The 23430-nt window shown below is 62.2% G+C and carries 21 protein-coding genes and 2 pseudogenes; 17 read left to right on the top strand and 6 right to left on the bottom strand.

What is annotated here, in order from left to right; translation table 11 throughout:
* Nucleotides 1–14: 14 nt before the first annotated feature.
* Together G3O01_RS15595 and G3O01_RS15600 are read right to left on the bottom strand one after the other, a co-directional pair.
* Entirely contained in the window at nt 15–656 is a 642-nt protein-coding gene (locus G3O01_RS15595; protein WP_205806027.1) for a lytic transglycosylase domain-containing protein, read from the bottom strand.
* A 348-nt stretch (nt 657–1004) separates the two neighbouring features.
* Nucleotides 1005–1175, bottom strand: coding sequence for a hypothetical protein (locus G3O01_RS15600; RefSeq protein ID WP_205806028.1), 171 nt, complete (start codon nt 1173–1175; stop codon nt 1005–1007).
* A gap of 35 nt (nt 1176–1210) precedes the next feature.
* On the opposite strand from G3O01_RS15600, the gene G3O01_RS15605 reads away from it, so the two are divergent.
* Nucleotides 1211–2002 carry a response regulator transcription factor gene (locus tag G3O01_RS15605; RefSeq protein WP_205806029.1) on the top strand — a complete coding sequence of 264 codons (792 nt, stop codon included), beginning with the start codon at nt 1211–1213 and terminating at the stop codon, nt 2000–2002.
* Here G3O01_RS15605 and G3O01_RS15610 read toward each other — a convergent pair.
* Complete coding sequence (locus G3O01_RS15610) at nt 1999–3150, bottom strand: histidine kinase (protein ID WP_205806030.1); 1152 nt, start codon at nt 3148–3150, stop codon at nt 1999–2001. The two genes, G3O01_RS15605 and G3O01_RS15610, sit on opposite strands and share 4 nt — an antisense overlap.
* 735 nt (nt 3151–3885) lie before the next feature.
* On the opposite strand from G3O01_RS15610, the pseudogene G3O01_RS45320 reads away from it, so the two are divergent.
* The 15 genes and pseudogenes from G3O01_RS45320 to G3O01_RS15685 form a co-directional block, all read left to right on the top strand.
* Nucleotides 3886–4425: pseudogene (locus G3O01_RS45320) on the top strand (SCO family protein); the annotation flags it as partial.
* Nucleotides 4426–4447: 22 nt separating this feature from the next.
* A complete protein-coding gene (locus tag G3O01_RS15620) occupies nt 4448–5140 on the top strand; it encodes a response regulator transcription factor (RefSeq protein WP_205806032.1) in 693 nt (230 codons plus the stop codon).
* Between the two features lie 135 nt (nt 5141–5275).
* Nucleotides 5276–5752, top strand: a complete 477-nt coding sequence (gene gspG / locus G3O01_RS15625; protein ID WP_346779192.1) for a type II secretion system major pseudopilin GspG — start codon at nt 5276–5278, stop codon at nt 5750–5752.
* A gap of 43 nt (nt 5753–5795) precedes the next feature.
* A complete protein-coding gene (locus G3O01_RS15630) occupies nt 5796–6998 on the top strand; it encodes a type II secretion system F family protein (protein WP_205806033.1) in 1203 nt (400 codons plus the stop codon).
* A 22-nt stretch (nt 6999–7020) separates the two neighbouring features.
* Entirely contained in the window at nt 7021–8742 is a 1722-nt protein-coding gene (locus tag G3O01_RS15635; protein ID WP_205806034.1) for a GspE/PulE family protein, read from the top strand.
* A complete protein-coding gene (locus G3O01_RS15640) occupies nt 8723–9631 on the top strand; it encodes a hypothetical protein (protein ID WP_205806035.1) in 909 nt (302 codons plus the stop codon). The genes G3O01_RS15635 and G3O01_RS15640 overlap by 20 nt, the downstream gene beginning before the upstream one ends.
* On the top strand, nt 9628–10158 hold the full coding sequence (locus G3O01_RS15645; RefSeq protein WP_205806036.1) for a hypothetical protein: 531 nt from the start codon (nt 9628–9630) through the stop codon (nt 10156–10158). Before G3O01_RS15640 ends, G3O01_RS15645 begins: the two co-directional genes overlap by 4 nt.
* A complete protein-coding gene (locus G3O01_RS15650; protein WP_205806037.1) occupies nt 10155–10721 on the top strand; it encodes a hypothetical protein in 567 nt (188 codons plus the stop codon). Before G3O01_RS15645 ends, G3O01_RS15650 begins: the two co-directional genes overlap by 4 nt.
* Nucleotides 10718–11314: a hypothetical protein gene (locus G3O01_RS15655; RefSeq protein ID WP_205806038.1), complete on the top strand. Its 597-nt coding sequence runs from the start codon at nt 10718–10720 to the stop codon at nt 11312–11314. Before G3O01_RS15650 ends, G3O01_RS15655 begins: the two co-directional genes overlap by 4 nt.
* On the top strand, nt 11315–13612 hold the full coding sequence (locus G3O01_RS15660) for a secretin N-terminal domain-containing protein (RefSeq protein ID WP_205806039.1): 2298 nt from the start codon (nt 11315–11317) through the stop codon (nt 13610–13612).
* 3 nt (nt 13613–13615) lie between these two features.
* Complete coding sequence (locus G3O01_RS15665) at nt 13616–14167, top strand: type II secretion system protein (RefSeq protein ID WP_205806040.1); 552 nt, start codon at nt 13616–13618, stop codon at nt 14165–14167.
* An 8-nt stretch (nt 14168–14175) separates the two neighbouring features.
* On the top strand, nt 14176–14568 hold the full coding sequence (locus tag G3O01_RS15670; protein ID WP_205806041.1) for a type II secretion system protein: 393 nt from the start codon (nt 14176–14178) through the stop codon (nt 14566–14568).
* Nucleotides 14565–15188, top strand: coding sequence for a type II secretion system GspH family protein (locus G3O01_RS15675; RefSeq protein ID WP_241023976.1), 624 nt, complete (start codon nt 14565–14567; stop codon nt 15186–15188). The genes G3O01_RS15670 and G3O01_RS15675 overlap by 4 nt, the downstream gene beginning before the upstream one ends.
* A gap of 290 nt (nt 15189–15478) precedes the next feature.
* Complete coding sequence (locus G3O01_RS15680) at nt 15479–16864, top strand: sigma-54 dependent transcriptional regulator (RefSeq protein WP_205806042.1); 1386 nt, start codon at nt 15479–15481, stop codon at nt 16862–16864.
* A 347-nt stretch (nt 16865–17211) separates the two neighbouring features.
* Entirely contained in the window at nt 17212–18651 is a 1440-nt protein-coding gene (locus G3O01_RS15685; protein ID WP_205806043.1) for an alkaline phosphatase family protein, read from the top strand.
* Nucleotides 18652–18728: 77 nt separating this feature from the next.
* Here G3O01_RS15685 and G3O01_RS15690 read toward each other — a convergent pair.
* Nucleotides 18729–20291, bottom strand: a pseudogene (locus G3O01_RS15690) (alkaline phosphatase family protein); the annotation flags it as partial.
* Nucleotides 20292–20871: 580 nt separating this feature from the next.
* Between G3O01_RS15690 and G3O01_RS15695 the strand changes: the two are divergent.
* Nucleotides 20872–21723 (top strand): DMT family transporter, encoded by an 852-nt coding sequence (locus G3O01_RS15695; protein WP_277403038.1) that lies wholly within the window; start codon nt 20872–20874, stop codon nt 21721–21723.
* A 109-nt stretch (nt 21724–21832) separates the two neighbouring features.
* Here the strand turns inward: G3O01_RS15695 and G3O01_RS15700 are convergent, their stop codons facing one another.
* On the bottom strand, nt 21833–22573 hold the full coding sequence (locus tag G3O01_RS15700) for an SDR family oxidoreductase (protein ID WP_205806046.1): 741 nt from the start codon (nt 22571–22573) through the stop codon (nt 21833–21835).
* A 37-nt stretch (nt 22574–22610) separates the two neighbouring features.
* On the bottom strand, nt 22611–23423 hold the full coding sequence (locus G3O01_RS15705) for an isocitrate lyase/phosphoenolpyruvate mutase family protein (RefSeq protein ID WP_205806047.1): 813 nt from the start codon (nt 23421–23423) through the stop codon (nt 22611–22613).
* Between the last annotated feature and the right edge of the window lie 7 nt (nt 23424–23430).

The raw sequence follows: 23430 nt of genomic DNA on the forward strand, positions 1-23430 counted from the left end.
AGCCGCTGTTGGGCCTAACTGCTCGCAGGCAGCAGCAGCCGATATTTCTCCAGCACCCGCGGCACATACGAGCGCGTTTCGGGAAAAGACGGAATGCGATAACCCGCCCGTATGACGGCATTCTCTCCCGCGTTATAGGCGGCCAGCGCGAGTTCCATATCGTCCTTGAACAGATCGAGCAGAAAGCGCAGATAGTGCGCACCGGCCAGCACGTTGTCGCGCGGATTGAACATGTCGCCGTCTGAGAATCTGCGCGCAGTGTCTGGCATCAACTGCATGAGGCCGAGCGCGCCCTTGTCGGACACCGCGAACGGGTTGTAGCGCGATTCGACTTCGATCACCGCGCGCAGGAGTTCGGGTTGAAGATGGAAAGTCGTGCTGGCTTCGGTGATCACGCCGTCGAACTGTGCTGTGTCGCCGGGCACGGAACGCGTGCTGCCGGCTTGCTTTGTTCGGGGCGCAGCCGCGGGCGCTGCGACGATCAACGACATGCCTGCCTTGCCCGGGGAATCGGTCAGTACGACTGCGCCCGACTTGTCGACCTTGCCGAAGATATCCGCGTGCGCTGACTGCATGCACGCAAAAAGCACAGCCCCGATTACGACGGATGGCACGGTCGCCGATTGAACCGTTCGTATCGTTGCGTGCCCGCGCATGATGGATCTCCGCTGGTGCTCTGATTGTGGTGCGCAGTATGGAGCGGGGCAATGGGGCGAGTTCCCCTTTTTCGGACACGCGAGCAGAGGGCTTTCACCCAATGTACAGAAACGTTACAGGTGCGTGCGTTACGGGAAATCGCGTTGTGCGCGCAGTAGCGGGCGGGTGGCCTGGCTGAAGGTAGAAGTAGAAAGTGTCTTGTTGCAAGCGAGTAAAACTATCCCGGTTACTGGCGATTCCGGGTGAAAAGTCACTTTGCACCAATTATTACCAACGCGTGTCACAGAAAGAAATCGATCAGAAATGAAACGTTTTTGCGGGCAAATTTTACCGATATCTGACTGTTTTCAACTGGCCTGACGTCCGATCTGGCTGCCCGAGGATGGCAGGATCCTTGCTACTTCTTGCGCCAAAGCATGCTCAGCAACGGTATCGCCGTTCAACGTTAGCATGACGAAATAATAACGTAATGTTCCAGAAAGTAACAATCGAAAGAAGAAGAATTTTGTGCTCGACATGGGCCACGCTGTCTTTCGGAACCGAGGAGCCGACCGTGAATATCAAACATCGAGTCATCATCGCTGAAGATCATGACCTGCTGCGCAGCGGGTTGCGATCGATGCTGTCGGCGCAGAGCGAGTATGAAGTGGTGGGCGAAGCGCGCGACGGAAAGGAGGCGTGTCAGGTCGCCATGTCCGTCGCGCCGGATCTGATCCTGATGGACCTGTCGATGCGCGGCATGAACGGCATCGACGCGACGGCTGCCATCAAGCGGCGTTCGCCGAACGTGCGCATCATTGCATTGACCGTGCATCAGAGCGAAGAGTACGTACGCGAGGCATTGCGCGCGGGCGTGGACGGCTACGTGCTAAAGGACGTGTCGTTCGATGAACTGCTATTCGCGATGCGCACAGTCATGCAAGGCAAGAAGCACTTGAGCGCCGACGTGTACGGGTTCATGGTCGATTCGTTCGTAACGGGCCGCGAGATCGCTGCGCCGAAGAAAGCATGGGATCTGTTGACTGCCCGCGAGCGCAGTGTGTTGAAGCTGATTGCGGAAGGGCGCACGAACAGGCAGGTGGGTCAGTATCTGAATCTCAGCCCGAAGACGATCGAGAAGTATCGCGCGAGCGTGATGCACAAACTCGAGATCGAAAACGTCACGGGCCTGGTGCTCGCGGCGATCAGCATGGGCTTGCTGACGTCGCTCGCGTCGAAGTGCGCAGAACAGGAATCGGACGATGACAAATTGTGCGTCGGCCTCGATAACACACAAGCCATGCACGATTCCGATGCTGCACAGAGCGGCGCGCAATCGCGCCTGAGCGGCACCGAGGCGGGCTAGCCGCACGAGCGTGAGTGCCACAGACGCCAGCGCGCGGTGATCTCCGTGCCGCCGTCATTGCCTGCGTGTACCGCGAACGCGCCGCCTTGCGCCTCGACGCGATGCTGCATGCCGATCAATCCCAACCCGTTCGAGCGGGCATCGTTTGAACGAAGCGGGTGATTGTCGAAGCCACTGCCGTTGTCGCGGATCGACAGCAGCAGATGTGAGACGTCGCGCTGCAATTCGACGTGCACTTCCGACGCGTCCGCATGCTTGACGATGTTGTTGAGCGCTTCCTGGACGACGCGAAAGATATCGGCTTTCAGATGATCGGGAATCTCGCCGTCTTCCACGCCGCATGCAAAGGCGACACGCAAGGTCTCGACGCTTTGCTCGACACGCCGGCACAGCGTGCTCAATGCGGCGGGCAATCCGAGGCGCTCCAGTGCGAGCGGGCGTAGCTCGCCGCATATCTGCCGCATTTCGCCGATGGTGTCGCGGATCTGCAGGACAGTCGCGTCGAGCAGTTGCGTCGCATCGTCTGTTTGTCCTGAGCGCAAGCGCATGCGCGCGTCTTCCACCATCAGCTTGATCAGCGTCAGTGCCTGGCCCATGCCGTCGTGCAGTTCTGCGGCGAGGCGCTGTCGTTCGCGCTGCTGGCCCATGTTCAGCCAGTTCGTGAAAGTGTGGGTGTCGTCGCCGCGTGGACTGGCCGTATGCGACGAAGGCAGCGGCTCGACGAACATCATCAGATGCAGCGGTGCATCTGCGGTGCCGGATGCAATGTTCTGCCGATACAGATTCAGCGGCATCCGGTGTCCCGTCCTGCTGACGAGTGTCACGTCGAATGAACGGAACGCTTCAGCGGCATCGCGCTGCAACTGCTTCTCAACCTCCGCGCGATCGTCGTCATGCGCGAAGTCGGCGAGCGGCTTGCCCGCAAGCTCACTGCTCGCGTAGCCGAACAGCACGGCCGCGCTGCGGTTCACGCTGATGATCGTGCCCGTATGCGTTGTCACGGCCAGAGCGGCGCCGCGTGCGTCGCTGACATGCGCGGCATGTGTGGCATGAGGCTGCGCGCGACGCACGGCGTTGCCCAGCTTGCGCATCGCGTCGATCAGATCGCGCAGCCTAACGGGCGGTTCTGGCGGCGTCATGGCATGCATCGGTGCTCCTGCTGGTAGACCCGAAAAACTCTCAAGCCGCTGGACGATTGTAGGCCGTGAGTTGCACGCGCCGCAACGGGGCACGTACTGCGATCGGCACGGGGAATATCAGGCCGTGCGCAGCGGAGCAACCCTCAGGTGGACGTTCCCTACCTTGCTTTGGGGAGCTTCATCCAATGACGCTCTCGACCCGATTGACGAGACTGGGACGAGCAAGGGGGAATTGCGTGCCGGCCCCTGGTTCGCAGCCCGTTGCGTCATGGAGAGGAGGTTGCGATGGACACCCACAAGCGCGTACTCAGTGCGCTCATTCTGACGGGCGCGGGACTCGCGGCGCAAGCCGCGTTCTGCGCCGATGCGCAACAGCCGCCCGCAGCCGATGCGGAGATGGCGGCGCATCATCAGGATGCGTCGATGAAGATGGACGAAGCCAGCGGCGACGATGCCATCGCGAATGCCGTTGCAAACGAAAACGACAACCCGGCGAACGATCCCGCGCTGGCTGGCATGTCCGCCAAACAGCGCGTCATGAAGCAGGCAGCGGCCAGCGCGGCGTCGAAAGAGAAGGCAACCCAGGCGGCCGCGACGGACGAAGCGCATGCAATGCCCGCCGGCATGCCGATGCCCGCTGCGCACGAGTCCAATGACGCCGACGACGCAAACCATGCGAAAGCGCCCGCAACCGCCACGCCGACACAGGACGAGTCGAAAGACGAGCAGCACTCGATGTCCGGCGAGACCGACATGCACGCGCATCATCACGATATGGCGATGGGCACGACGCGCACCACAGCCGACTACGCGCTGCCGCCCGTCACGCTCGTGCGCGACGACGGCAAGTCCGTGTCGCTGACCGATGAACTGAACGATGGCCGCCCCGTCGTGCTGACGTTCATCTACACGTCCTGCACGACGATCTGCCCGATGGTCAGCGAGACTTTCGAGCAGTTGCAGGAGCAACTGGGCAGCGAGCGCGACAAGGTGCATCTGGTGTCGATCTCGATCGACCCTGAAGAAGACACGCCTGCACGCCTCAAATCGTATGCGGCGCGCTTCGACGCCGGCCCCGAATGGCAGTACTACACGGGCACCGTGGACGCGAGCGTGGCGGCCCAGCGCGCGTTCAACGTCTATCGCGGCGACAAGATGAACCACACGGCCGTCGCGTTTTTGCGGGCTGCACCCGGCAAGCCATGGCTGCGCCTGGACGGACTTGCGACACCCGACGAACTGTTGAGCGCCTATCACGAGATCGTCGACAGCAACGGATCGTGACGCGCCGCGCGGAGGTGGCAAAGTGGAGAAGATCCACCGGGTATTGATCGCCGAGGACCAGCCGCTGCTGCGCGGCGGCCTGTGTTCGATGGTCCGCCGGTTGCAGCAATACAGCGTAGCGGGCGAGGCGAGCGACGGCGTCGAGGCGTGCAATCTCGCCGCGGCGCTGCTGCCCGATCTGATCCTCATGGATCTGTCGATGCCCGGCAAGAGCGGCGTCGAAGCGATCGCGCAGATCAAGCGGCAAACGCCGCACATACGCATCATCGCGTTGACCATTCACGCGAGCGACATGCATATGCGCGAGGCGCTGGCGGCGGGTGTCGACGGTTACGTGCTGAAGGACGCATCTTTCGACGAACTCGTCGAGGCGATGCGCCTCGTCATGCTGGGCCGCCGCAACGCGACGCTCGATGAATACGGCGCGCGGCACGGCGAGCCGCGCGGCCTTGCATCGAACACGCAGCATGCGCAGACATGGAGCGCGCTCACGGGCCGCGAACGCTCGGTTCTGCGGCTCGTCGCGGAGGGCTGCACCAATCGCGAAGTCGGCGAGCAGCTGCGCCTGAGTCCGAAAACCATCGAAAAGCATCGCGCCAGCCTGATGCGCAAGCTCGGTGTGTCGAACGCCACGGGGCTCGTGCGCATCGCGCTCGATCTTGGCGTGCTCGCGCTGCCCGACGACGCGTCCAATGGGTTGAACTACTTCGTTTAGACCGTCGAAAACTGGAGGGGCTTTACCCATCCGTTTGCACGGGTCTCCCTACTTAGCGTCCCTGCGGACCTGAACAAGAATGCACTCAGGCGCAGAGGCGTCAATGCAGCGCGAAGCCACAGGGAGGACAGCAACGTGAGCGACGTGAGCGAAAGCGGGTGCAAGCCCGCATCCGTCGAACCGGTCGACGCGCGTGGACCGCGGGTCGCGCGCGAAAGTGGCTTTACGCTGCTCGAACTGTTGGTCGTGATGGTCATTATCGGATTGCTGGCGGGTCTCGTTGCACCACGTTATTTCGAGCAGATCGGCAAGTCGAACACGAAGATTGCGCGCGCGCAGATCGAATCGCTCGGCAAGGCGCTCGACCAGTACCGGCTCGATGTGGGCGCTTATCCGTCGACGGAAGAAGGCTTGCAGGCGCTGATGTCGAAGCCGCAAGACGCGCCGCACTGGAGCGGTCCCTATCTGCAGAAAGCCGTGCCGCCCGACCCTTGGGACCGTCCGTATCAATACCGTGCGCCTGGCGAGCATGGCGACTACGACCTGTATTCGTACGGCAAGGACGGTCAGCCGGGCGGCGCGGGCGAGAACTCGGACGTGAATTCCTGGTGAGCGCCGGGCGGGACGCGGGATGGGAGATGTGAGGAGAGGCGACGTGAAGTACGTGCTGCGGGTCTTCGACATGAACGGTGCGGTACAGACGGTGCGCGTCGAGAGCGATTCGACCACCGCGGCAGCCGCGATCGCTCGCGCGCGAGGGCTGCGCGTCGTGTCGGTGCGCGGCGAACGCGTCAGCGTGCAATGGCGGCTGCGGGCAGCGGCGCCTGCGCGCGGCAAGCTGAATGTCGAACTCTTTGCGCGCGAACTCGCGGCGCTCCTTGCGGCAGGCGTCGGTGTCGTCGATGCATTGCGCACGCTGGCGAGCAACGAGCGTCGCGACGCATCGGCTGCTGTCTATCGCGAACTGTTGCGGCGACTCGAAGAAGGCCAGTCGTTGTCTGCCGCGCTCGAACAGGCGAATAGCGTATTTCCCGCCGTGCTGGTTGCCTGCGTGAAAGCGAGCGAACAGACGGGCGGTCTCGCGGACAGCCTCACGCGGTATTCGCGCAACAGCGCGATGCTGCATGAGCTGCGCGGCCGTGTGGTGTCGGCAGCGATCTATCCGACGGTCCTGCTGGTGGTTGGCGCGGTAGTCGTGCTCTTTCTGTTGGGCTTCGTCGTCCCGCGCTTCGCGACGCTGCTCGAACATAGCGGGCGCGAACTACCGCTTCTTTCTCAACTGCTGATCGCGTGGGGCAGCATGGTTCACGCGCATGGCGAGGAGCTGTCGATCGGAGCCGGGACGCTCGCGATTGCCGCTGCCGTGATGTTGCGCCGTCCGGCCGCGCGCGACTGGATCGCCGACCGCATGCTCGCATTGCCCGGCATCGGCCAGTACTTTCGCGTGTTCCGTCAGTCGCAGTTCTTTCGCACCACCGCGATGCTGGTCGACGGCGGCATTCCCGCTGTGCGTGCATTCGATCTTGCGAAGGGCCTCGTCAGCCGCTCCGATCAGGCGTCGCTTGCCCGCGCGCTCGAACAGGTGCGCAACGGCGCGAAGATTTCAGACGCGTTCCAGCAGGCCTCGCTCGCCGATGCGATCACCTACCGGCTGCTGACGGTAGCGGAGAAAACGGGCGGACTCGGCCCGGTGCTCGACCGGATCGCGGCATTTCAGGAAGCACAGGTTGCGCGGGCCATCGATCTGATTTCGCGGCTGATCGAACCCGCGATGATGATTTTCATCGGCGTCGTGATCGGCGGCATCGTCGTGCTGATGTATATGCCGATCTTCGAAATCGCGTCGAGCATCCAGTAGCGCAACGACAGGCGAGAACGTCATGGACACGGTGAGCATCGCGAACGGCATCGACGGCAAGGACAGCGTCGATCTGCGCGACGCATTGCGCACGCTGACGGAGCGCCATGGCTCCGGTGTGCGCGCGCTGGAAGATCTGTTCGCGCAGCCGAACGTGCGCGCCGACGAACTGCTCGCGCGGCTCGCCACGCAGTGCCATATGCAGCCCATCACGATGCAGACCTTGAACGCGCTGCAGCCTGACTTCGACGTGGTGCCGTTCGTCGAGGCAGCGACGCGTTTGTGCATCTGCTTCGCAGATCCCGCCGATGCGCGCGGCCTGTTGTTCGTCATCGCCGATCCGCTCGACCGGCGCACGCGCGGCAGCGTCGAGCAGCGCATGCGGGCGCGGCCGATGATGCCGTATCGATGGGCGCTTGCGAGCGTCGGCGACATCACGGCATGGCTCGCTGTGCGCGAGAAGGACGTGCGGGCGATGGACTCGCTCGCGTTCGACGAAACGGGTCAGCATGCCGCCGACCCTGCTTCGCTCGCGCTGACGTTGCAGGGCATCAGCAACGACGACAGCGCCGTCGTGCGCCTGCTCAATTCGACCATCTACGACGCGCTGAAGATGATGGCGAGCGACATTCACCTCGAATGCCGCGCGAACGGGCTGATGATCAAATGCCGCGTCGACGGCGTGCTGACGGTGGTCGGCCGCGTCGAAGGGCGCGATGTGGCCGATCAGGTGCTGTCGCGGGTGAAGGTCATCTCCGAGCTGGATATCGCCGAGCGGCGCGTGCCGCAGGACGGGCGTTTCAAGGCGGTCTACGCGGGACGCGAAATCGATTTTCGCGTCTCGATCATGCCGAACCAGTTCGGCGAAGATGCCGTGCTGCGCATTCTCGACCGCTATCAGCTTTCGCAGGCCTCGGGCGGGCTTACGCTGGAAGCGCTGGGATTTCAACAGGAAGACACACGCTTCATGCGCACGATCGCCGCGATGCCGTACGGCATGCTGCTCGTCACCGGTCCGACGGGCAGCGGCAAGACCACGACGCTCTACGCGATTCTCACCGAGATCAACGACGGCCTCGAAAAGACGGTCACGATCGAAGATCCTGTCGAGTATCAGCTGGGCGACATTCTGCAGATTCCCGTCAACGAAGCAAAAGGGCTGACTTTTGCGCGCGGGCTTCGTTCGATACTGCGCCACGACCCGGACAAGATCATGGTCGGTGAAATCCGCGACCCCGAGACGGCGCAGATCGCGGTGCAGGCGGCGTTGACGGGCCATCAGGTCTTCACCACCGTACACGCGAACAACGTGTTCGATGTGATCGGGCGCTTCACGAACATGGATGTCGATCCGTACAGCTTCGTCTCCGCGCTGAACGGTGTGATCGCACAGCGGCTGCTGCGCCAGTGCTGCGCCGATTGTGTCGCGCAAGACAGCGTGGACGCCGACACGCTTGCCCGTTCGGGCATCGATCCCGACACGGCGGGCGACTATCTGTTCAGACGCGGCAGGGGATGCGCGGCATGCCGTGGCAGCGGATATCGCGGGCGTCGCGCAATAGCGGAGGCGCTGCGCATGGACGATGAGTTGCGTCAGTTGCTGTCCGAGCGCGCACCGCTCACGCAGATCAAGGCCGCCGCTTTCCGTCAGGGCATGCAGACATTGCGCCGCGCGGCGATCCGTCTCGTGCGCCAGGGCGAGACGACCCTCGAGGAGATCAACCGTGTCACTATGGTCGAATGACTGGCTCGGCGAGGGCATCGGCATCGGCGTTGGCACGCGCGAGATTGCCGTCGGTCCGCGTGCGTCGCGGTGGGTACGTTTGCGCAAGGCCGCGCCCCTCATGGACACGCGCACTGTAGCGATGCCGCCGGAGCAGTGCTACACGGAAAGCGGCGTATTCGATGCATTGCGTGCTGCGTTTGAACGCGAGCCCGACGAAGATCCAGCACCGCGTAAGAACGCGTCCTCGCGAAACCGCAGCGCACACATCGTGCTCGACGACTTCTGGGCGAATCACGCGATTCTGCGCGGCGATTTTCGGACGCTGCGTGCACGCGAAATCGACGAGCTGGCCCGCGCGCATTTCGTCGACACGTATGACGCCGAAGCCGAAGCGATTGTCGTGCGGATATGCGTGCAACGGGGCGGACTGGCGGCGTTCGCGTGTGCGTTGCCGCGCACGCTCGTTGAAGGCGTTCGCGATGCGGGTGCTTCGGCGGGCGTCACTGTACGCGCGCTGAAACTGTGTTTGCCGGAGATGGTCAATCGCGCACTCGGCGTCAGACCCAGGTCGACCACCATGCTCGCCTTCGTCACGGATGCCCTGCTGCAAGCCGTCCTTGTCGAAGCAAACGGATGGGTCGGGTACGACGCGCAACGCCTCTTCGCAGGTGATGCAACCGATCCCACGCGCATCGCGGCGCTAGTGGAGCAGGCGTTCGAGCGCTGTGCCGAGCGCAGCGACGCGACGCGCCAGGAATGCGCATTAATCCTGCAAGGCTTCGATATCGATCCTGAAGCGTTTGAGGCGCGCTTTGCGAGTGTGGCTGTAGCCGCGTCACGCGATGTCGCGTCGGGCAGCGAAACGCGCAACAGCTTTGCACACCGCCTGCTGGAGTACGCGCAATGAACGCGCCGCTCGACATCGACTTCGCGCGCAGCGGGCGGCGCATTGCACCGGCGGGCCTGGTCGTGCTCGGCATCGCGATCGTGTTGTTGCTCGCGAGCGCGGTGCGCCTGTGGCAAGCGTACGACGACAACGATCGCGCACAGGAGCAGATGGAGCAGGTGCGGCACCGGTTGTTCGCGAAGTCGCATCGCGCCGTCAAGCCCGCGACGCCCGCCGCGATGCATGCGGAGAAGCAGAGCCTCGCGGTACTGCGCGAGCTGACGGTGCCCTGGCAGGATCTGCTGTCGATTCTGGAAGACTATCCCGCGCACGACGTCGCGCTGATCGGTATCGATCACAACCCTGTGCAAAGTCAGATCCGCATCACGGCGGAAGCGAAAAATTTCGATGCGATGATTGCCTATCTGAGGTACCTGCAATCGAGCAAGCTGCTGCGCGAGGCCATTCTCAACGATCACGAGATCGAGAACAACGTGCCGGGTACGCCCGTACGGTTTCAGATCACCGCAGTGTGGAGCCGGTCATGAACGCGGAAGCGCTGCGCGAACGCCTGCTGACGCTACGCTTCGAACTCGCGCGGCGCTTCGGCATTAACGGGCTCGTGGGCGTCGCTGTGCTGTGCTCTGCCGTCGTCATGGCGAACAGCGCGATGCGCATGCAGGCAAGCACGCTCGCCCTCGCGAATGATGTTCGGCCCACGCAAGCCAGGAAACAACCGCAAGCCGGAGGCGAAGCACGCTCCGATGCGGATTCAGCGATGCTCGCATCCTTGCCCGATCTGTTTCCGCGCTTCGCGCACAGCGCGGACGATATCGCCGCGATACTCGCGCATGCCAGCGACAACAATCTCACGGTCGGCTCGGCGGAGTATCTGGTTGTCGCTGAATCGGGCGGGCGTTATGTACGCTATCAGATGCTGCTGCCCGTCAAGGATCAATACGGCGCGATCCGTCGATTTCTTGCGTCGGTGTTGAACAACTTGCCCAATGCAGCGTTGCGCGAGATTCACGTCGAACGGCCGGCTGTCGATGGCAGCGTGCTCGACGCGCGGGTTCGCTTCGAACTCGTCTACACGACGGGGCGGCCATGAATGCTCATGCCATTCGCCGCTGCGTGCTCGGTCTGTGTCTCGTGGCGACCGTCGCGCTTTCGGTGCGCGAGTGGCGCATGCCGCGCGGCGTGTCGGCGGCGATGGCGGCGGTGCAGGTCGCGCACCGGAGCGAATCGACGCCCGCTTCGTCCACGCGACGTGCGGCGCTCGCATCGAAGGGCAATGCAAAGCCGCTTGCCGGCGCGCCGGATTCGCCTGCCCAGCACTCCGCCGATACACCGGAGAAAAAGCTCGCGGCATTGCGCAAGCCCATGTCGCTCGAATCGCGTAACAACCCGTTCGTCGCGTCGTCGTGGCTGCCGCCTCCGCCTCCCGTGGTCCAGGCCGCGCCTGAACCCGCGCCGCCGCCGACCGCGCCGCCCATGCCCTATCTGTACCTCGGCAAGCTGGACGATTCCACGCTCAAGCCGCGCATCTTCCTGAGCCGCGGCGACCAGTTGCTGATCGTCTCGCAGGGCGACGTTGTCGAAGGTCAGTATCGTGTCGAGTCGATTTCCGACGGCGATGTCGTGCTGATCTATCTGCCGCTGAACCAGAGGCAGGTCATCTCCATGCAAAGCGAAGGAAAATAAATGACAGCCGCATGCAGCCGCGATCGGAGCCGCAACGGGGACAGCGGCTCATCCACGCGCTATCCGCCTCGTCCGGGTTCCCGCACGCGCTGCTCGCCGTGTCTGCCGCCGATGACGCGGCAGGCCGCGTGCATCGCGCTCGTCGTGCTGGTGCTGGGAGGCTGTGTGGTGCCGCCAACGACGCGCCAGGACGATCCCACAAACGCGCAACTGCAACTCGACTATCTGCACGACCGCGACGCACGCATGAATACGCTGCTCGACGAAGCGGAAGCGTATCGCGCGAGCTATCAGTACGACCTTGCCGCCCAGAAGCTCGGCGAGGCGTATCTGATCGACAGGACGAGCGAACGGGGGCGCAAGATCGGCGCGGCCGTCGACCGCGACCGGCGCGATCTGTCGACGCTGCAGGAGGCCGACCGCATGATGCAGCGCGGTTCGTACGCGCTCGCTGAGGAGCGCGTGCATCGCGTGCTGGTGCAGAACCCGACCAACCCGATGGCGCAGCAGATGCTCAAGGAGATTCAGGACAAGCGTAACGCGCAGCGGGCGCTGAAAGAGGAAAAGATTTCGTCGTCGTCGATCATGCGCACGCCCGTCACCTTGCAGTTCCGCGACGCCAACGTGCGGATGGTGTTCGAAGCGCTGTCGAAAACGACGGGACTCAACGTGATTTTCGATCGCGACGTGCGGGCCGACCTGAAGACGACGATCTTCGTGACGAACGCGACGCTTCAGGACACCGTCGATATGATCCTGATGCAGAGCCAGCTCGACAAGAAGCAGTTGAATGCGAACACGCTCTTCATCTATCCGGCTACGCCCGCGAAGCAACTGGAGTATCAGGAACTGAAGGTGCGCACGTTCCAGTTGTCGAACGTCGACGCGAAGCAGATTCAGGGTTTGCTGAAGAGCCTGCTCAAACTCAAGGAAGTGGTGGTCGACGAACGCGCGAATTCCGTCACGATACGCGGCACGCCCGACACAATCCGCGTGGCCGAAGAGATGATCGCCGCGCAGGATATTCCCGAGCCCGAAGTGATGATGGAAGTGCAGGTGCTCGAAGTCTCGCACGACCGCATGACCGACCTCGGTATCGAATGGCCGAATTCGTTCACGATGTCCACACCGTCGACGGCGACCACCTGGGGCGATCTGCATCATCTGCCCATCAATGCGCTCAACGTGAGCGGCCTGTCCGCCACGGCGAACTTCAAGTTGAGCGATACCGACGCCAACCTGCTCGCGAGTCCGCGTATCCGCGCGCGCAACAAGGAGAAGGCGCGCATCCTGATTGGCGACAAGGTGCCCGTGATTTCGAGTTCGAGCACGCCGAGCACGAGCGGCCCGTCTTATACGCAGATGGTCCAGTACCTCGATGTGGGCATCAAGCTGGAAGTCGAACCGCAGGTCTATCGGGACGGCGATGTTGGCATGAAGCTGAATCTCGAGGTCAGCAACATCACCAAGGTGATTCAAAGCGATAGCTCGCAGGCCGGGTTGACTACGCTCGCGTACCAGATCGGCACGCGCAATGCATCGACGAGCCTGCGTCTTCGCGACGGTGAGACACAGATTCTCGGCGGGCTGATTTCCGACGAAGACAGGACGACGGCCGACAAGGTGCCCGGCCTCGGCCAGTTGCCCTTGCTCGGGCGCCTGTTCTCGAACCACAACGGCGATCACGTGAAGACGGAGATCGTGCTGCAGATCACGCCGCATATCGTGCGTCCCCAGTTTGCCGCCGATGCCGACACGCAGGAGGTCTGGTCGGGCACCGACGTCAACGTGCACGCGGACCAGTTGCGGCTCGATCCTGTCGTCGCGGAACTCGAGCCTGCCGTGCCGCGTCCCGTCGTCCGCACGCCCGGCAGCGTCGGCGGCGGTACGACGGGAGGCGGGCAGCACAGCAGCACGCAAAACCGGCCGGCCGCCTCGCCGCCTTCGAGTGCGTTTGGCCAGTTGCCAGTGCAGCCGCGTACGACACCACCGCCTCAGCCCTACGGCGGGCGGTATTCGACCCTGCCTGCGCTGCCGCCGCCGGCTGCTGCGCCCGCCAACGGCGCTGCGCAGCCTGCCGAACAGGGCGCACCCGAGACGCCGCGCTCGAACAGCGATAACGGCAATACGAACGGCGGCGCGCCGCAGGCCGGTTATGCCGCGCCTGCCGCAGTGCCCGGGCCAACCGCTGCGCCCGCGCAGGCGGCACCTCCCGGGCCGCCGCCGATGCTCGTGATGCCGCCAGGCGACATGCCCAGCGACAATCCGTTGCGGCCGGTCCAGAACGGTGGGTACTAGACGATGTTCTGCCCAGGACGTCGCGGCCGTGTTCGCATCGCGCGTCGCGCGCGAGTGCGCGGTTTTACGCTGATCGAACTGGTCATCACGCTTGCGCTGGTCGGCATTCTGGCGCTGGCGATCATGCCTTTTTCGCAGCTGATCGTGCAGCGCGAGAAGGAGCAGCAGTTGAGCGCGGCACTGCGCGAAATCCGTACTGCGCTCGACGCCTACAAGGAAGCGAGCGACAGCGGCTTGATCGAGCGGGAAGCGGACGCTTCCGGGTATCCGCCGAAGCTTGCCGCTCTGGTGGATGGCGTGAAGAACGTGAAGGATCCGAAAGGTGGGCTGCTGATGTTCCTGCGCCGCGTCCCGCGCGATCCTTTTTTTAATGGCGATGCACAGACGCCGCCGGAAGATACCTGGGCCTTGCGCGCGTTCGGCGAGCCGCCGGCACACGCGGATGGTTCAGCGCCCGCCGATGGGACAGACGGCACGGCGGGCAAGGACGTCTTCGATATCTCTTCGAAATCGGATCGCGTCGGCATCAATGGCATTCCCTATCGACAGTGGTAGACGCGATCATGAAACGAACCGATTCGAGTCGTCGCAGCCGTGGCTTCACACTGATCGAACTGGTCGTCGTGATGGCGATCATCGGGCTGTTGCTGACGATTGCGCTGCCGCGATACATGCACAGCATCGATCGCGGCAAGGAGCAGGTGCGCGCGCAGAATCTCGCCGTGATGCGTGATGCGGTCGATAAATTCTATGGGGACAATGGCGCGTACCCCGACACGCTCGACGAACTCGTCACGCGTCACTATCTGCGCGCAATTCCCGTCGATCCCGTGAACGGCGACGACAAGTGGGCGGTCGTTGCATCGCCGGACGACACGAAGCCGGGTGTCTACGACATCCTGCCGGCGAGCAGCCCGCAAGGCACGGCTTCCGATGCTGCGGGAGCGGGGCAATGAGCGTTGTTGCAGCGCGTGGCCGGCGCACGCGGGGATCTGGCAGAAGCATGCAGCGCGAGCGGGGTCTTGTCATGCTGACGCTGCTGATCGCGTTGATGCTGCTTTCCGTTGCGCTGATGGGCGCGCTCGACGTCTGGTCGCTGCAACGCAAACGGGAAACGGAACAACAACTGCTGTTTGTGGGAAACCAGTACCGTCTTGCGATACTGCGCTACTACCGCGCAGGGCGCGTGCTACCCGCATCGATCGACGAACTGCTCAACGACTCACGCTTTCCCGAGCCGATGCATCATTTGCGGCGCGCGTACGCCGACCCCGAAACCGGACAGAACGATTGGGTGTACCTGTACCAGGCCGGCCGGATTGCGGGCCTGCATAGCAGCTCGATGGACGCACCCATCAAGCGTTCGCACTTTCCCCGTCAGTTTGAAGACTTCGAAGGGCAACAGACTTACGCAGGCTGGCAGTTCTTTTATCTGCCGCCGATTCAACGCTCCAGCTCCAGCCCCGACACCCCGCCAAAGAAAACGAGACCCGGCTCGATCGATGCACCTTTCGATCCGATGAACGACGGCCTCACACGTTACGCTCCCCGAAGCCCTGGCTCGTCGCATTGGTAAGCTTCTTGAAGTTCATTTAAATGCGTCAATAAAAATTTAATGATCGCGCAATTAAAATTTTAATTCCTGCTTTGATTCTCATTACGCACGCATTCGCAAATAGATATGCGGTAAACCGCACATGTCGCTATCGATTTGCGAATGAAGTCACCCTTGTCCACGGAATACAAGGCAAATCTTAAGGTTCTCTTCAGCTTTAATCGCCGACACTTCCTTTACAGGAAATTTTCTGTGTCGCATAAAAACGATGAGTTTTCCTTTCTAATTAGAATCTCCCCGAGAGGCATCGCATGGACTCGGTGACAAGGAAGCTCTACCACGTTTGCCGTGGCAATCGCGCGCTGCCGGATACCATGCTGCCGCAAAAAGGCTGGAAGGTCGAGCGGATCGACCTCAGTGCGCGGACCCGGCATCGTGGGCGGCTCGCGGCCGACGCGGGCGGGCTAATCGATATCGCGTCGATGAAGTTCGGGCGCGACATGGACGCGCTCATTGACATCCTCGACACACGCGACATGGGTTGGGTTGCCGCCTTACGGCCCGAGCAGCTTCAAGATCACGCGATCCGGTCGTTCGTCCGGGGCCGCTGTATGAGCTACATCATGCTGCCGACTACGGCCGGCGAACTCGGACACGCGGTTGGCCACGCATGCGGCATGGCTTCACTGGCCGATCCCGTGATCCACGACCCGTGGACAGTTGTCGATGGCGAAATGATCGGCTCCTGCAGCGCGATGCTCCATCTCTTCCGCACGATTCGCAAGGTTGCCATCTGCAACGCACCCGTGCTTATTCAAGGCGAATCGGGAACCGGCAAGGAACTGACTGCGCTATCGATTCATCGCCATTCGGCGCGAAGGCAGGCGCCGTTTGTCGCAATCAATTGCGGCGCGATGCCCGAACATCTGGTCATGTCGGAACTGTTCGGCTACGAGCGCGGCGCATTCACGGGCGCCAGCGAGCGTAAGGCAGGGCGCATTGCGGCTGCCGACGGCGGTACGGTGTTTCTCGATGAAATCGCCGATCTGCCGATGAAAAGCCAGGCGGGTCTGCTGCGCTTCCTGCAGGAGCGAAGCATCGAGCCGCTGGGTTGTACGCACTCGATTTCCGTCGATGTCAGAATCGTTTGCGCAACACATGTGGACCTGAAGCAGGCCACGGAGCAGGGGCGGTTCAGAGAGGATCTGTATCACCGGTTGAGTGTGTTGCAAATCGACGAACCGCCGCTGCGCGCGCGCGGCGCCGATGTCGAACTGCTGGCGCGTCATCTGCTGGCCCAGTTGCGTGTCGATTCATGCCGGCGTATCCGGGGTTTCTCCGACGATGCCGCATGTGCGCTGCGCGCGCACGACTGGCCAGGCAATGTCCGCGAGTTGCGTAACCGCGTATGGCGTGCTGTCGTTCTGTCCGACAGTCCCACGATTACCGCGAGCGACCTGGGGCTCGCGCATCGCGTCGATGAACGCGTTTCGTCGCTCGATCAGGCGCGGCGGCGGGCCGAGCAGCAGGCAATCGAAATGGCGTTACTGCGCCATCGCGGAAATGTCGCCGATACGGCGCGAGAGCTGGAAATCTCGCGCGTTACGCTGTACAGGCTGCTCGAGTCGCACAGGCTCGACATCGATGCGTTTCTGCGGGGCATGCGTGCCGGGGCGCCGCTTGCGATGGTGCGATGATGACAGGAGTTGCACGGTTACCCGTATAAATACGAGTGCATAGTCAGGATCCCACTTCACACACTGGCCGGGCTGGTCCTCAAAACGTCCACAAGGTCGGTGGTCAATCACAAACCCCGCGCAGTCTTCTGCCTTCACACAAACATCACGCAATCCGAGGACCCTTGCACATGTCCGCGGCGCTAGCGCGTCGATCCGGATGACATGCTGCCCCGGACGGCAAGCGGTTTCTATCTTGCCAGTCATTCCTCTTTCCCTGCTTCGTCGTCGCCTGTTCGCCGCTACTTCATCGCTGCACCGCAATCCGCGCGTAGCCCGAAGGGTGACGTTCTTTCAGGAGACAAACGGTGACCAACCAACTCAAGAAGATCGAGCATATCGTCGTGCTCATGCTGGAAAACCGGTCGTTCGATCAGATGCTGGGTTTCCTGTATAGCGCCGATCGGCCCGCTGCCGTCGAGCATTTCGACGGACTGACAGGTAACGAGTCGAATCCCGACGATCACGGACGCGAGATTGCCGTCTACAAGATCAAGGCAGGCGATACTCATACGTACCTTATGCCGGGCGCCGATCCGGGCGAGGGGTTTCTGAACACAACGTATCAGCTTTATTCGACCGATGAGCCCAGCCCTGGTGAGGTTCCAACGAACAAGGGCTTCGTGCTCAATTTCAAATCGGCAATCGCATCGGATCTCGCGAAGCACTACAAGGACACCATTCCCGGTACGCTGGCGTCGCAGATCATGGGCATGTACACACCCGAGACGCTGCCCGTTCTTTCAGGGCTAGCCCGTGGCTACGCGGTGTGCGACGCCTGGTTCGCATCCGTTCCCACGATGACCATGCCCAATCGCGCTTTCGCGCTTGCCGCCACGTCGCAAGGCCATCTCGACGATCACGTCAAGATCTTCACCTGCCCGAGCATCTTCGGCCGGCTGACTGACGCGAAAAAAGACTGGGCGATCTACGGATACAACCGCGACCCGCTCACGCGCCACGACTTCCCCGATACGCAGCACGCCGACGAGTCGCATTTCGGGCACTTTCGTGACTTCAAGGAGCGCGCCTCGGCAGGCAAGCTTCCGCAGTTCACGTTCCTCGAGCCGAGCTGGGACGCGACCGGCAACAGCCAGCATCCCAACTACGACGTCGCAGCGGGCGAGCAGCTGATTCATGACGTCTATTACGCCGTGCGTAACGGCAAAAACTGGGCGTCGACGCTGCTCATCATCACCTACGACGAGCACGGCGGGAACTATGACCACGTGCCGCCACCGACGGACGCCACCCCGCCCAACGACGGCACCGTCGGCGAACAGGGATTCGATTTCACGCGCTTCGGCGTGCGCGTGCCCGCCGTGCTCGTCTCGCCATTGATCAGGAAGAACACGGTCTTTCGCGCGAGTGCGGGGCGGATCGACCACACGTCGATCCTGAAGACTGTCCACGAGCTTTGGGGTACCGCGCCGCTCACGGACCGCGACAAGGCTGCGGCATCGCTCGCCGGCGTACTCACGCTCGCGACGCCACGCACCGACGATCCGCTGGAGGCCGTCATGGTGCCGGTGCCGTCGGTTCACCATCCGAATTCGTCGACACCTTCGAAGCTCGACAAGATTCACGCTGCCCGTGTCGCCGCGCTTCCGCTCAGAAGCGAGAAGGGGCACTACGAACAGGCGACGCCCTCACTGACTTCGGCAGCGGAAGTGAGCGATTTCATCCGCGATCGCACGGCAGCGTGGAAGGAACATTTGCGCCGCCAGCGTCAGCGTCAGGAGGAGTGAAGCCTCGCCACACGGTGTGAGAAGTGCGCCCCTGGCCGTCATGTCAACGGATAGGGGTGCACCGGGTCACGACCGCGTCAGATCTTCGGCGGCGAGTCGACGGCGAGACCCGTTTCGGGGTCGAGGAAGAGCTTGCGCTGATTGTGGCCATCACCGCGGCGGTTGAAGTCGAACATGCCCATGATGCTGCCGGCATGCACATCGAACGATCCGCCGCCGATACGCTCGCCATCGAGCCAGTTGTCTTCGATAAACCGCACCACCGACGACTGATCGATCAACGTGTGGTCGACGTGATTTTCCTTGGCCCACGGCGAGATCACGACGAACGGAATCCGCGTGCCGGGACCGCAGCGGCCGTTCACGGGTTTGCCCATGACGCCATTGTGTGCCGAGCCCGTGCCGCAAATGCCCGGCGCGTTCAACTGATCGGCAACTGAATCATAGGAGGCGCTCGTCGGCATGGCATACGCATGGTCGTACCAGCCATCGGAGTCGTCCCATGCAACGATGACGGCGGTTTCGTCCCATTCCTTCTGCTGCTGAAGGAAGTTGATGACCTTCGTGACGAAAGCCTGCTCGTCGAGTGGATCCGAGTATCCGGCATGGCCGTCCTCGTAAGCCGGTGCCTTCAGGAAACTCACTGCCGGGAAGTTGCCGGCCTTCACCGTATCGAAGAAGTCATCCGTATCGTATTGATGATTGGCAGGGTCCGGCGTTCTGCCGTCTTTGCCCGTGCTGTGTCCGATCGCGCGAATGGAACTCGGGCGCAGATGATTCGGATTCGCCGTCGATGCGTAGTACTGGAACCAGTTGTGGTGCGGGATATAGTCGGCCGTCGCGGAACCGACCACATTGGACAGCGTGCTGCGCTTGCAACCCGTAGTGCCGTTGGCGTTCGTCGTGCCCAGGTTGAACCCGCCCATGAAGCCGCCCCACGAAATGTCGCGTGCGTTCAGCAGGTCGCCGATATTCTTGCCGGTCATCAGCGCTGTATCGGTTGTGCTCGAGCAGGTGTCGTTAGCCGGGTCGACGTCGTTGATCATCGTGTACCCGCCTTGCCCGTCGTTCACGTAATACGAGCCCGCGACAGAAGGCTGCTTCGTGGTCAGTACGACCTTCATGCCGTTGGTCTGGCCGGAGACCACTTCGAGCGCACCCGGCGTCGACGGTCCGTAGGTCGACGTGTAGGCGTTGTCGCTCATTGCGAACCGTTGCGCATAGTTCCACAACGCCGTGACCGTATTGCCGTCGTAATAGCCCATCACCTGACCGGCCGTGCCGAATGCGCCTGCGCCGCCCGTCGAGCCCTTGCCCGTGTATTTGGGGAAGAGATCGGCCGCGCCGTTGTCATACGCCTGCTGCTCGGCCGTGTAGGCGTGGTTCTGGTCCGCGGTAGCGGCCTGCGTGCGGTCGAGACGGAACGGATTGGCCGCGCTGGTTCCGTTGGCCGCATTCGTGGCGTTCGGGTTGTCGTCGAGAAGCTTGCCCGAAAGGCCGTTCACCTCCGGCGTGCCGGGCTGTGCGCGGAATGCCGGTTCGCCTGATGGATTGGTGGCATGGGGATAGGTTGCAAAGTAGTGGTCGAACGATATGTTTTCGCCATAGATCACAACCAGGTGTTTGATGGGTGTTGCCGTATGGGTTTCGCCTCGCCGGTCTCTGCCGTGCTCGTCGTTGCCGGCACTCCATGCGACTGTCGATGCAAATGCTGCAACCGTAAGCGTACCAAGTGCTACCTGACGCCATTGCATATCTGGCTCCTTTTTTGGAGTTCATCTTGCGGGGATGATCGCGGCGCGCGAGAGCAGGTACGTCGGGTATCCGTCTCATCGGACGCGCCGTTCAGAGCGGGAGGCCTTGCGGCAGTGGCTCCGCGAAAGCGAAGTCATTAGAGCATCGACGTATGAATGCTCAACGTCAGAGTCCTTACGAGATATTTTCTATTGCGGTATCTGGCGGGAGTTTTGGCGGAGGATGGCGAGGAATAGCATTTTCCCGTGATGCGATACGTCAGACGAAGCGGTCCGGCGCTGCATGACAAAAGCTTTCAATTTGGTTTGAAGTCTGGCATTGTCGTCGACTCAGGAGCGAGCAGCGCCTCCTGTCAAATCGATATCCGTGATTCTGGCCAACCACGCATAAGGGAGAGGCGTGCAGTACCCGCGACTTTTCAACCGTTTTTTTGCCGGCTCGAGCGTAGAAGCGGGGATCTTCATCATGGTCCTCACAACGGCAACGTTCGCGGGAAGTGACTCCATGGTCAAGGTCATCGGCTCTGCCGTGCCGCTGCTCGCGCTGCTCTGGGTCCGCTACGTGTTCCAGACGATCGTGCTCGCGGTCTGGCTGATGCGGCGCGGCGCCATTGGTCTTCACGGCGCGCGGCCATTCCGCTTGCAATTGCTGCGTGCCATTCTGCTGCTTCTGAACTCCGCCTCGACCTTTGCGGGGCTGCGTTATCTGCCGCTTCCCGTCACCACGTCGCTGGCGATGATGGCTCCGCTGATCACCACGGTGCTGGCCGCAACGCTCCTCGGCGAGGAAGTGGCGAGAAGCAAATGGGCGATGGTCATTCTCGGCTTCATCGGCATGCTGATGGTGGTGAGGCCCGGCGGCGGCGAGTTTTCGTGGGCGGTGTGTTTTCCGATTGCCGCCGCAACCACCTTCGCGTGCTTTCAGGTCGTGTCCAGCAAGTTGTCGAAGACCGGCGACCCAATGGTTACCAATTTTCTGACTGCATTGGTCGCGACGCTCATGCTGTCCGCACTCTTGTGGACTGCTCAGGCGACACTGCTTCCGGAGATAAAGAGCGTGCACTTCGGCAGTTGGGTGCTTGTTCTTGTGATGGCGTCGCTGGCAACGACGGGGCACTCGCTGATGCTGCAGGCGCTTCGACGCGCGCCCCTTGCCGTGCTGACGCCTTTCGGCTACGCGCAACTGGCATTCGCCACACTCTTTAGCTGGCTCTTCTTCGGTCAGGTACCGGATCTATGGATGACGCTTGGCATGCTGGTAATCGCATGTAGCGGGATCGGGACGGTGCTGCTTCATGCGCGTGCTCGCATTGCCTGATCAAGGCGAAGTTCGTGAGCTTGCAAGTCTCACGAGTGATGCGCCTGTCCGGCAAGCGCTTTCGAGCACGAAGCTCTATTTGCGCATGCCGCCCGAGCTTGTGTAGACGTCAAGCGTTAGCGCCACCGTCGACGGTGAGCGTGGCGCCCGTGATGTAACTGGCGTCGGCGCTCGCGAGGAAGACCACTGCTTGCGCAATGTCTTCGCCTCTGCCGTAGTCGCCGGTGGCCGTCAGCGATTTCAACGTCGGCCCGAACGGACCCTCGACCGGATTCATATCCGTGTTGATCGAGCCAGGCTGGACGAGATTCGCCGTAATGCCTTGTGGGCCGAGTTCGCGCGCGAGGCCCTGCGTGAACCCAACGAGCGCGGACTTGGAGCCGGCGTAGACGCCGAGCATCGACGCCGGGACGCGGTCGGCAAAGTAACTGCCGATCGAAATAATCCGCCCACCTTTCCCCAGATGCGGAATTGCGGCTTTTGCGGCCACGATCGGTGCGCGCACATTGACGTTGAGCGTCGCGTCGATGTCTTCGATGGAAATGTCCTTTACATCGCCCATCCGCAGGATGCCGGCGTTGTTCACCAGGATATCGAGTCCACCCAATGCATCGACCGTCTTCTGTACGGATGCCTGCACGGCCGACGCATTCGCGCTATCGGCCTGGATAGCGATACTGCGCCGGCCTTCCGCTTCGATTGCCTTCACAACGCTGCCAGCCTGCTCTGCTGACTTTTCATAGGTGATCGCGACGTCTGCGCCTGCAGCCGCCAAAGCCTTCGCGATTGCAGCGCCGATACCCCGACTCGCTCCGGTGACGAGCGCACGTTTGCCTGTAAGTGTCATCAAAAACTCCATGGTGTGTTGAGTAGTGAACAACGGACGTTCACCGGTTCGTCAGTCCGGCGAAAAGGTTCTGGATCTCGGAATACGGCAAGGGATGGCTATCGAGCGTTTCCGAACGGCCGTCCTGCAGAAAGTCTTGTGCCATGGCCTTCGCCTTTCCGAGCACGACTTGCGAGATGCCGCTACCCGCGCTTAAGCGCCGCACGCCCAGCTTTCCGAGCGTCGCTGCATCGGCGAGGCCAGGTACTGCCATGACGTTAAGAGGCAATCGGGTTGCGCTGGCAATCTTCTCGATATCCGACGCCTGCATCAGAGCCGGAAGGAAAAGACCATCCGCACCGGCCGATGCATACAGATTGCCGCGAACAATCGACTCTTCCGGTTGCTTCGATTTTTCAGCGAGGCCCGCAAGAAAGACGTCGGAGCGCGCATTGACGAAGAGATCCGAACCCGAGTTCGCCAGCGCATTCTTGATCGCCTCGATCTTCGACGCGAGCAGCGATGCCGGGTCCGGGCCGTCTTCGATATTGATGCCCGCGATGCCGAGATCCATCAGTCGCATCACGTGGTCCGCAACGGCCTTCGGGTCGTCGGAATAGCCATGCTCGATATCGACCGACAACGGCACGTTCAGCACGCGGACGATACGCCGAACAGCAGCGACGACTTCAACGAACGGAAGGATGCGGCCGTCCGGATAGCCCAGTGCCCACGCAAAGCCTGCGCTCGTCGTGGCGATTGCGGATGCACCCTGCGCCTCAACCAGACGTGCGCTACCGGCATCCCAGACATTCGGCAAGCGGAGCGGGATCGAATGGGTGTGCAACTGACGGAATGTGTTTGCAATAGACATTGCGTTT

It is taken from the genome of Burkholderia sp. Ac-20365, assembly GCF_017104715.1.
GTDB lineage: Bacteria > Pseudomonadota > Gammaproteobacteria > Burkholderiales > Burkholderiaceae > Paraburkholderia.

Excerpts from the sequence above, each read along its gene's own strand:
- G3O01_RS15595 (WP_205806027.1), bottom strand. The coding sequence starts at position 656 with ATGCGCGGGCACGCAACGATACGAACGGTTCAATCGGCGACCGTGCCA.
- G3O01_RS15705 (WP_205806047.1), bottom strand. The coding sequence starts at position 23,423 with ATGTCTATTGCAAACACATTCCGTCAGTTGCACACCCATTCGATCCCG.
- G3O01_RS15645 (WP_205806036.1), top strand. The coding sequence starts at position 9,628 with ATGAACGCGCCGCTCGACATCGACTTCGCGCGCAGCGGGCGGCGCATT.
- G3O01_RS15610 (WP_205806030.1), bottom strand. The coding sequence starts at position 3,150 with ATGCATGCCATGACGCCGCCAGAACCGCCCGTTAGGCTGCGCGATCTG.
- G3O01_RS15660 (WP_205806039.1), top strand. The coding sequence starts at position 11,315 with ATGACAGCCGCATGCAGCCGCGATCGGAGCCGCAACGGGGACAGCGGC.
- G3O01_RS15695 (WP_277403038.1), top strand. The coding sequence starts at position 20,872 with ATGGTCCTCACAACGGCAACGTTCGCGGGAAGTGACTCCATGGTCAAG.
- G3O01_RS15670 (WP_205806041.1), top strand. The coding sequence starts at position 14,176 with ATGAAACGAACCGATTCGAGTCGTCGCAGCCGTGGCTTCACACTGATC.
- G3O01_RS15650 (WP_205806037.1), top strand. The coding sequence starts at position 10,155 with ATGAACGCGGAAGCGCTGCGCGAACGCCTGCTGACGCTACGCTTCGAA.
- G3O01_RS15665 (WP_205806040.1), top strand. The coding sequence starts at position 13,616 with ATGTTCTGCCCAGGACGTCGCGGCCGTGTTCGCATCGCGCGTCGCGCG.
- G3O01_RS15680 (WP_205806042.1), top strand. The coding sequence starts at position 15,479 with ATGGACTCGGTGACAAGGAAGCTCTACCACGTTTGCCGTGGCAATCGC.
- G3O01_RS15600 (WP_205806028.1), bottom strand. The coding sequence starts at position 1,175 with ATGTCGAGCACAAAATTCTTCTTCTTTCGATTGTTACTTTCTGGAACA.
- G3O01_RS15635 (WP_205806034.1), top strand. The coding sequence starts at position 7,021 with ATGGACACGGTGAGCATCGCGAACGGCATCGACGGCAAGGACAGCGTC.
- G3O01_RS15655 (WP_205806038.1), top strand. The coding sequence starts at position 10,718 with ATGAATGCTCATGCCATTCGCCGCTGCGTGCTCGGTCTGTGTCTCGTG.
- G3O01_RS15675 (WP_241023976.1), top strand. The coding sequence starts at position 14,565 with ATGAGCGTTGTTGCAGCGCGTGGCCGGCGCACGCGGGGATCTGGCAGA.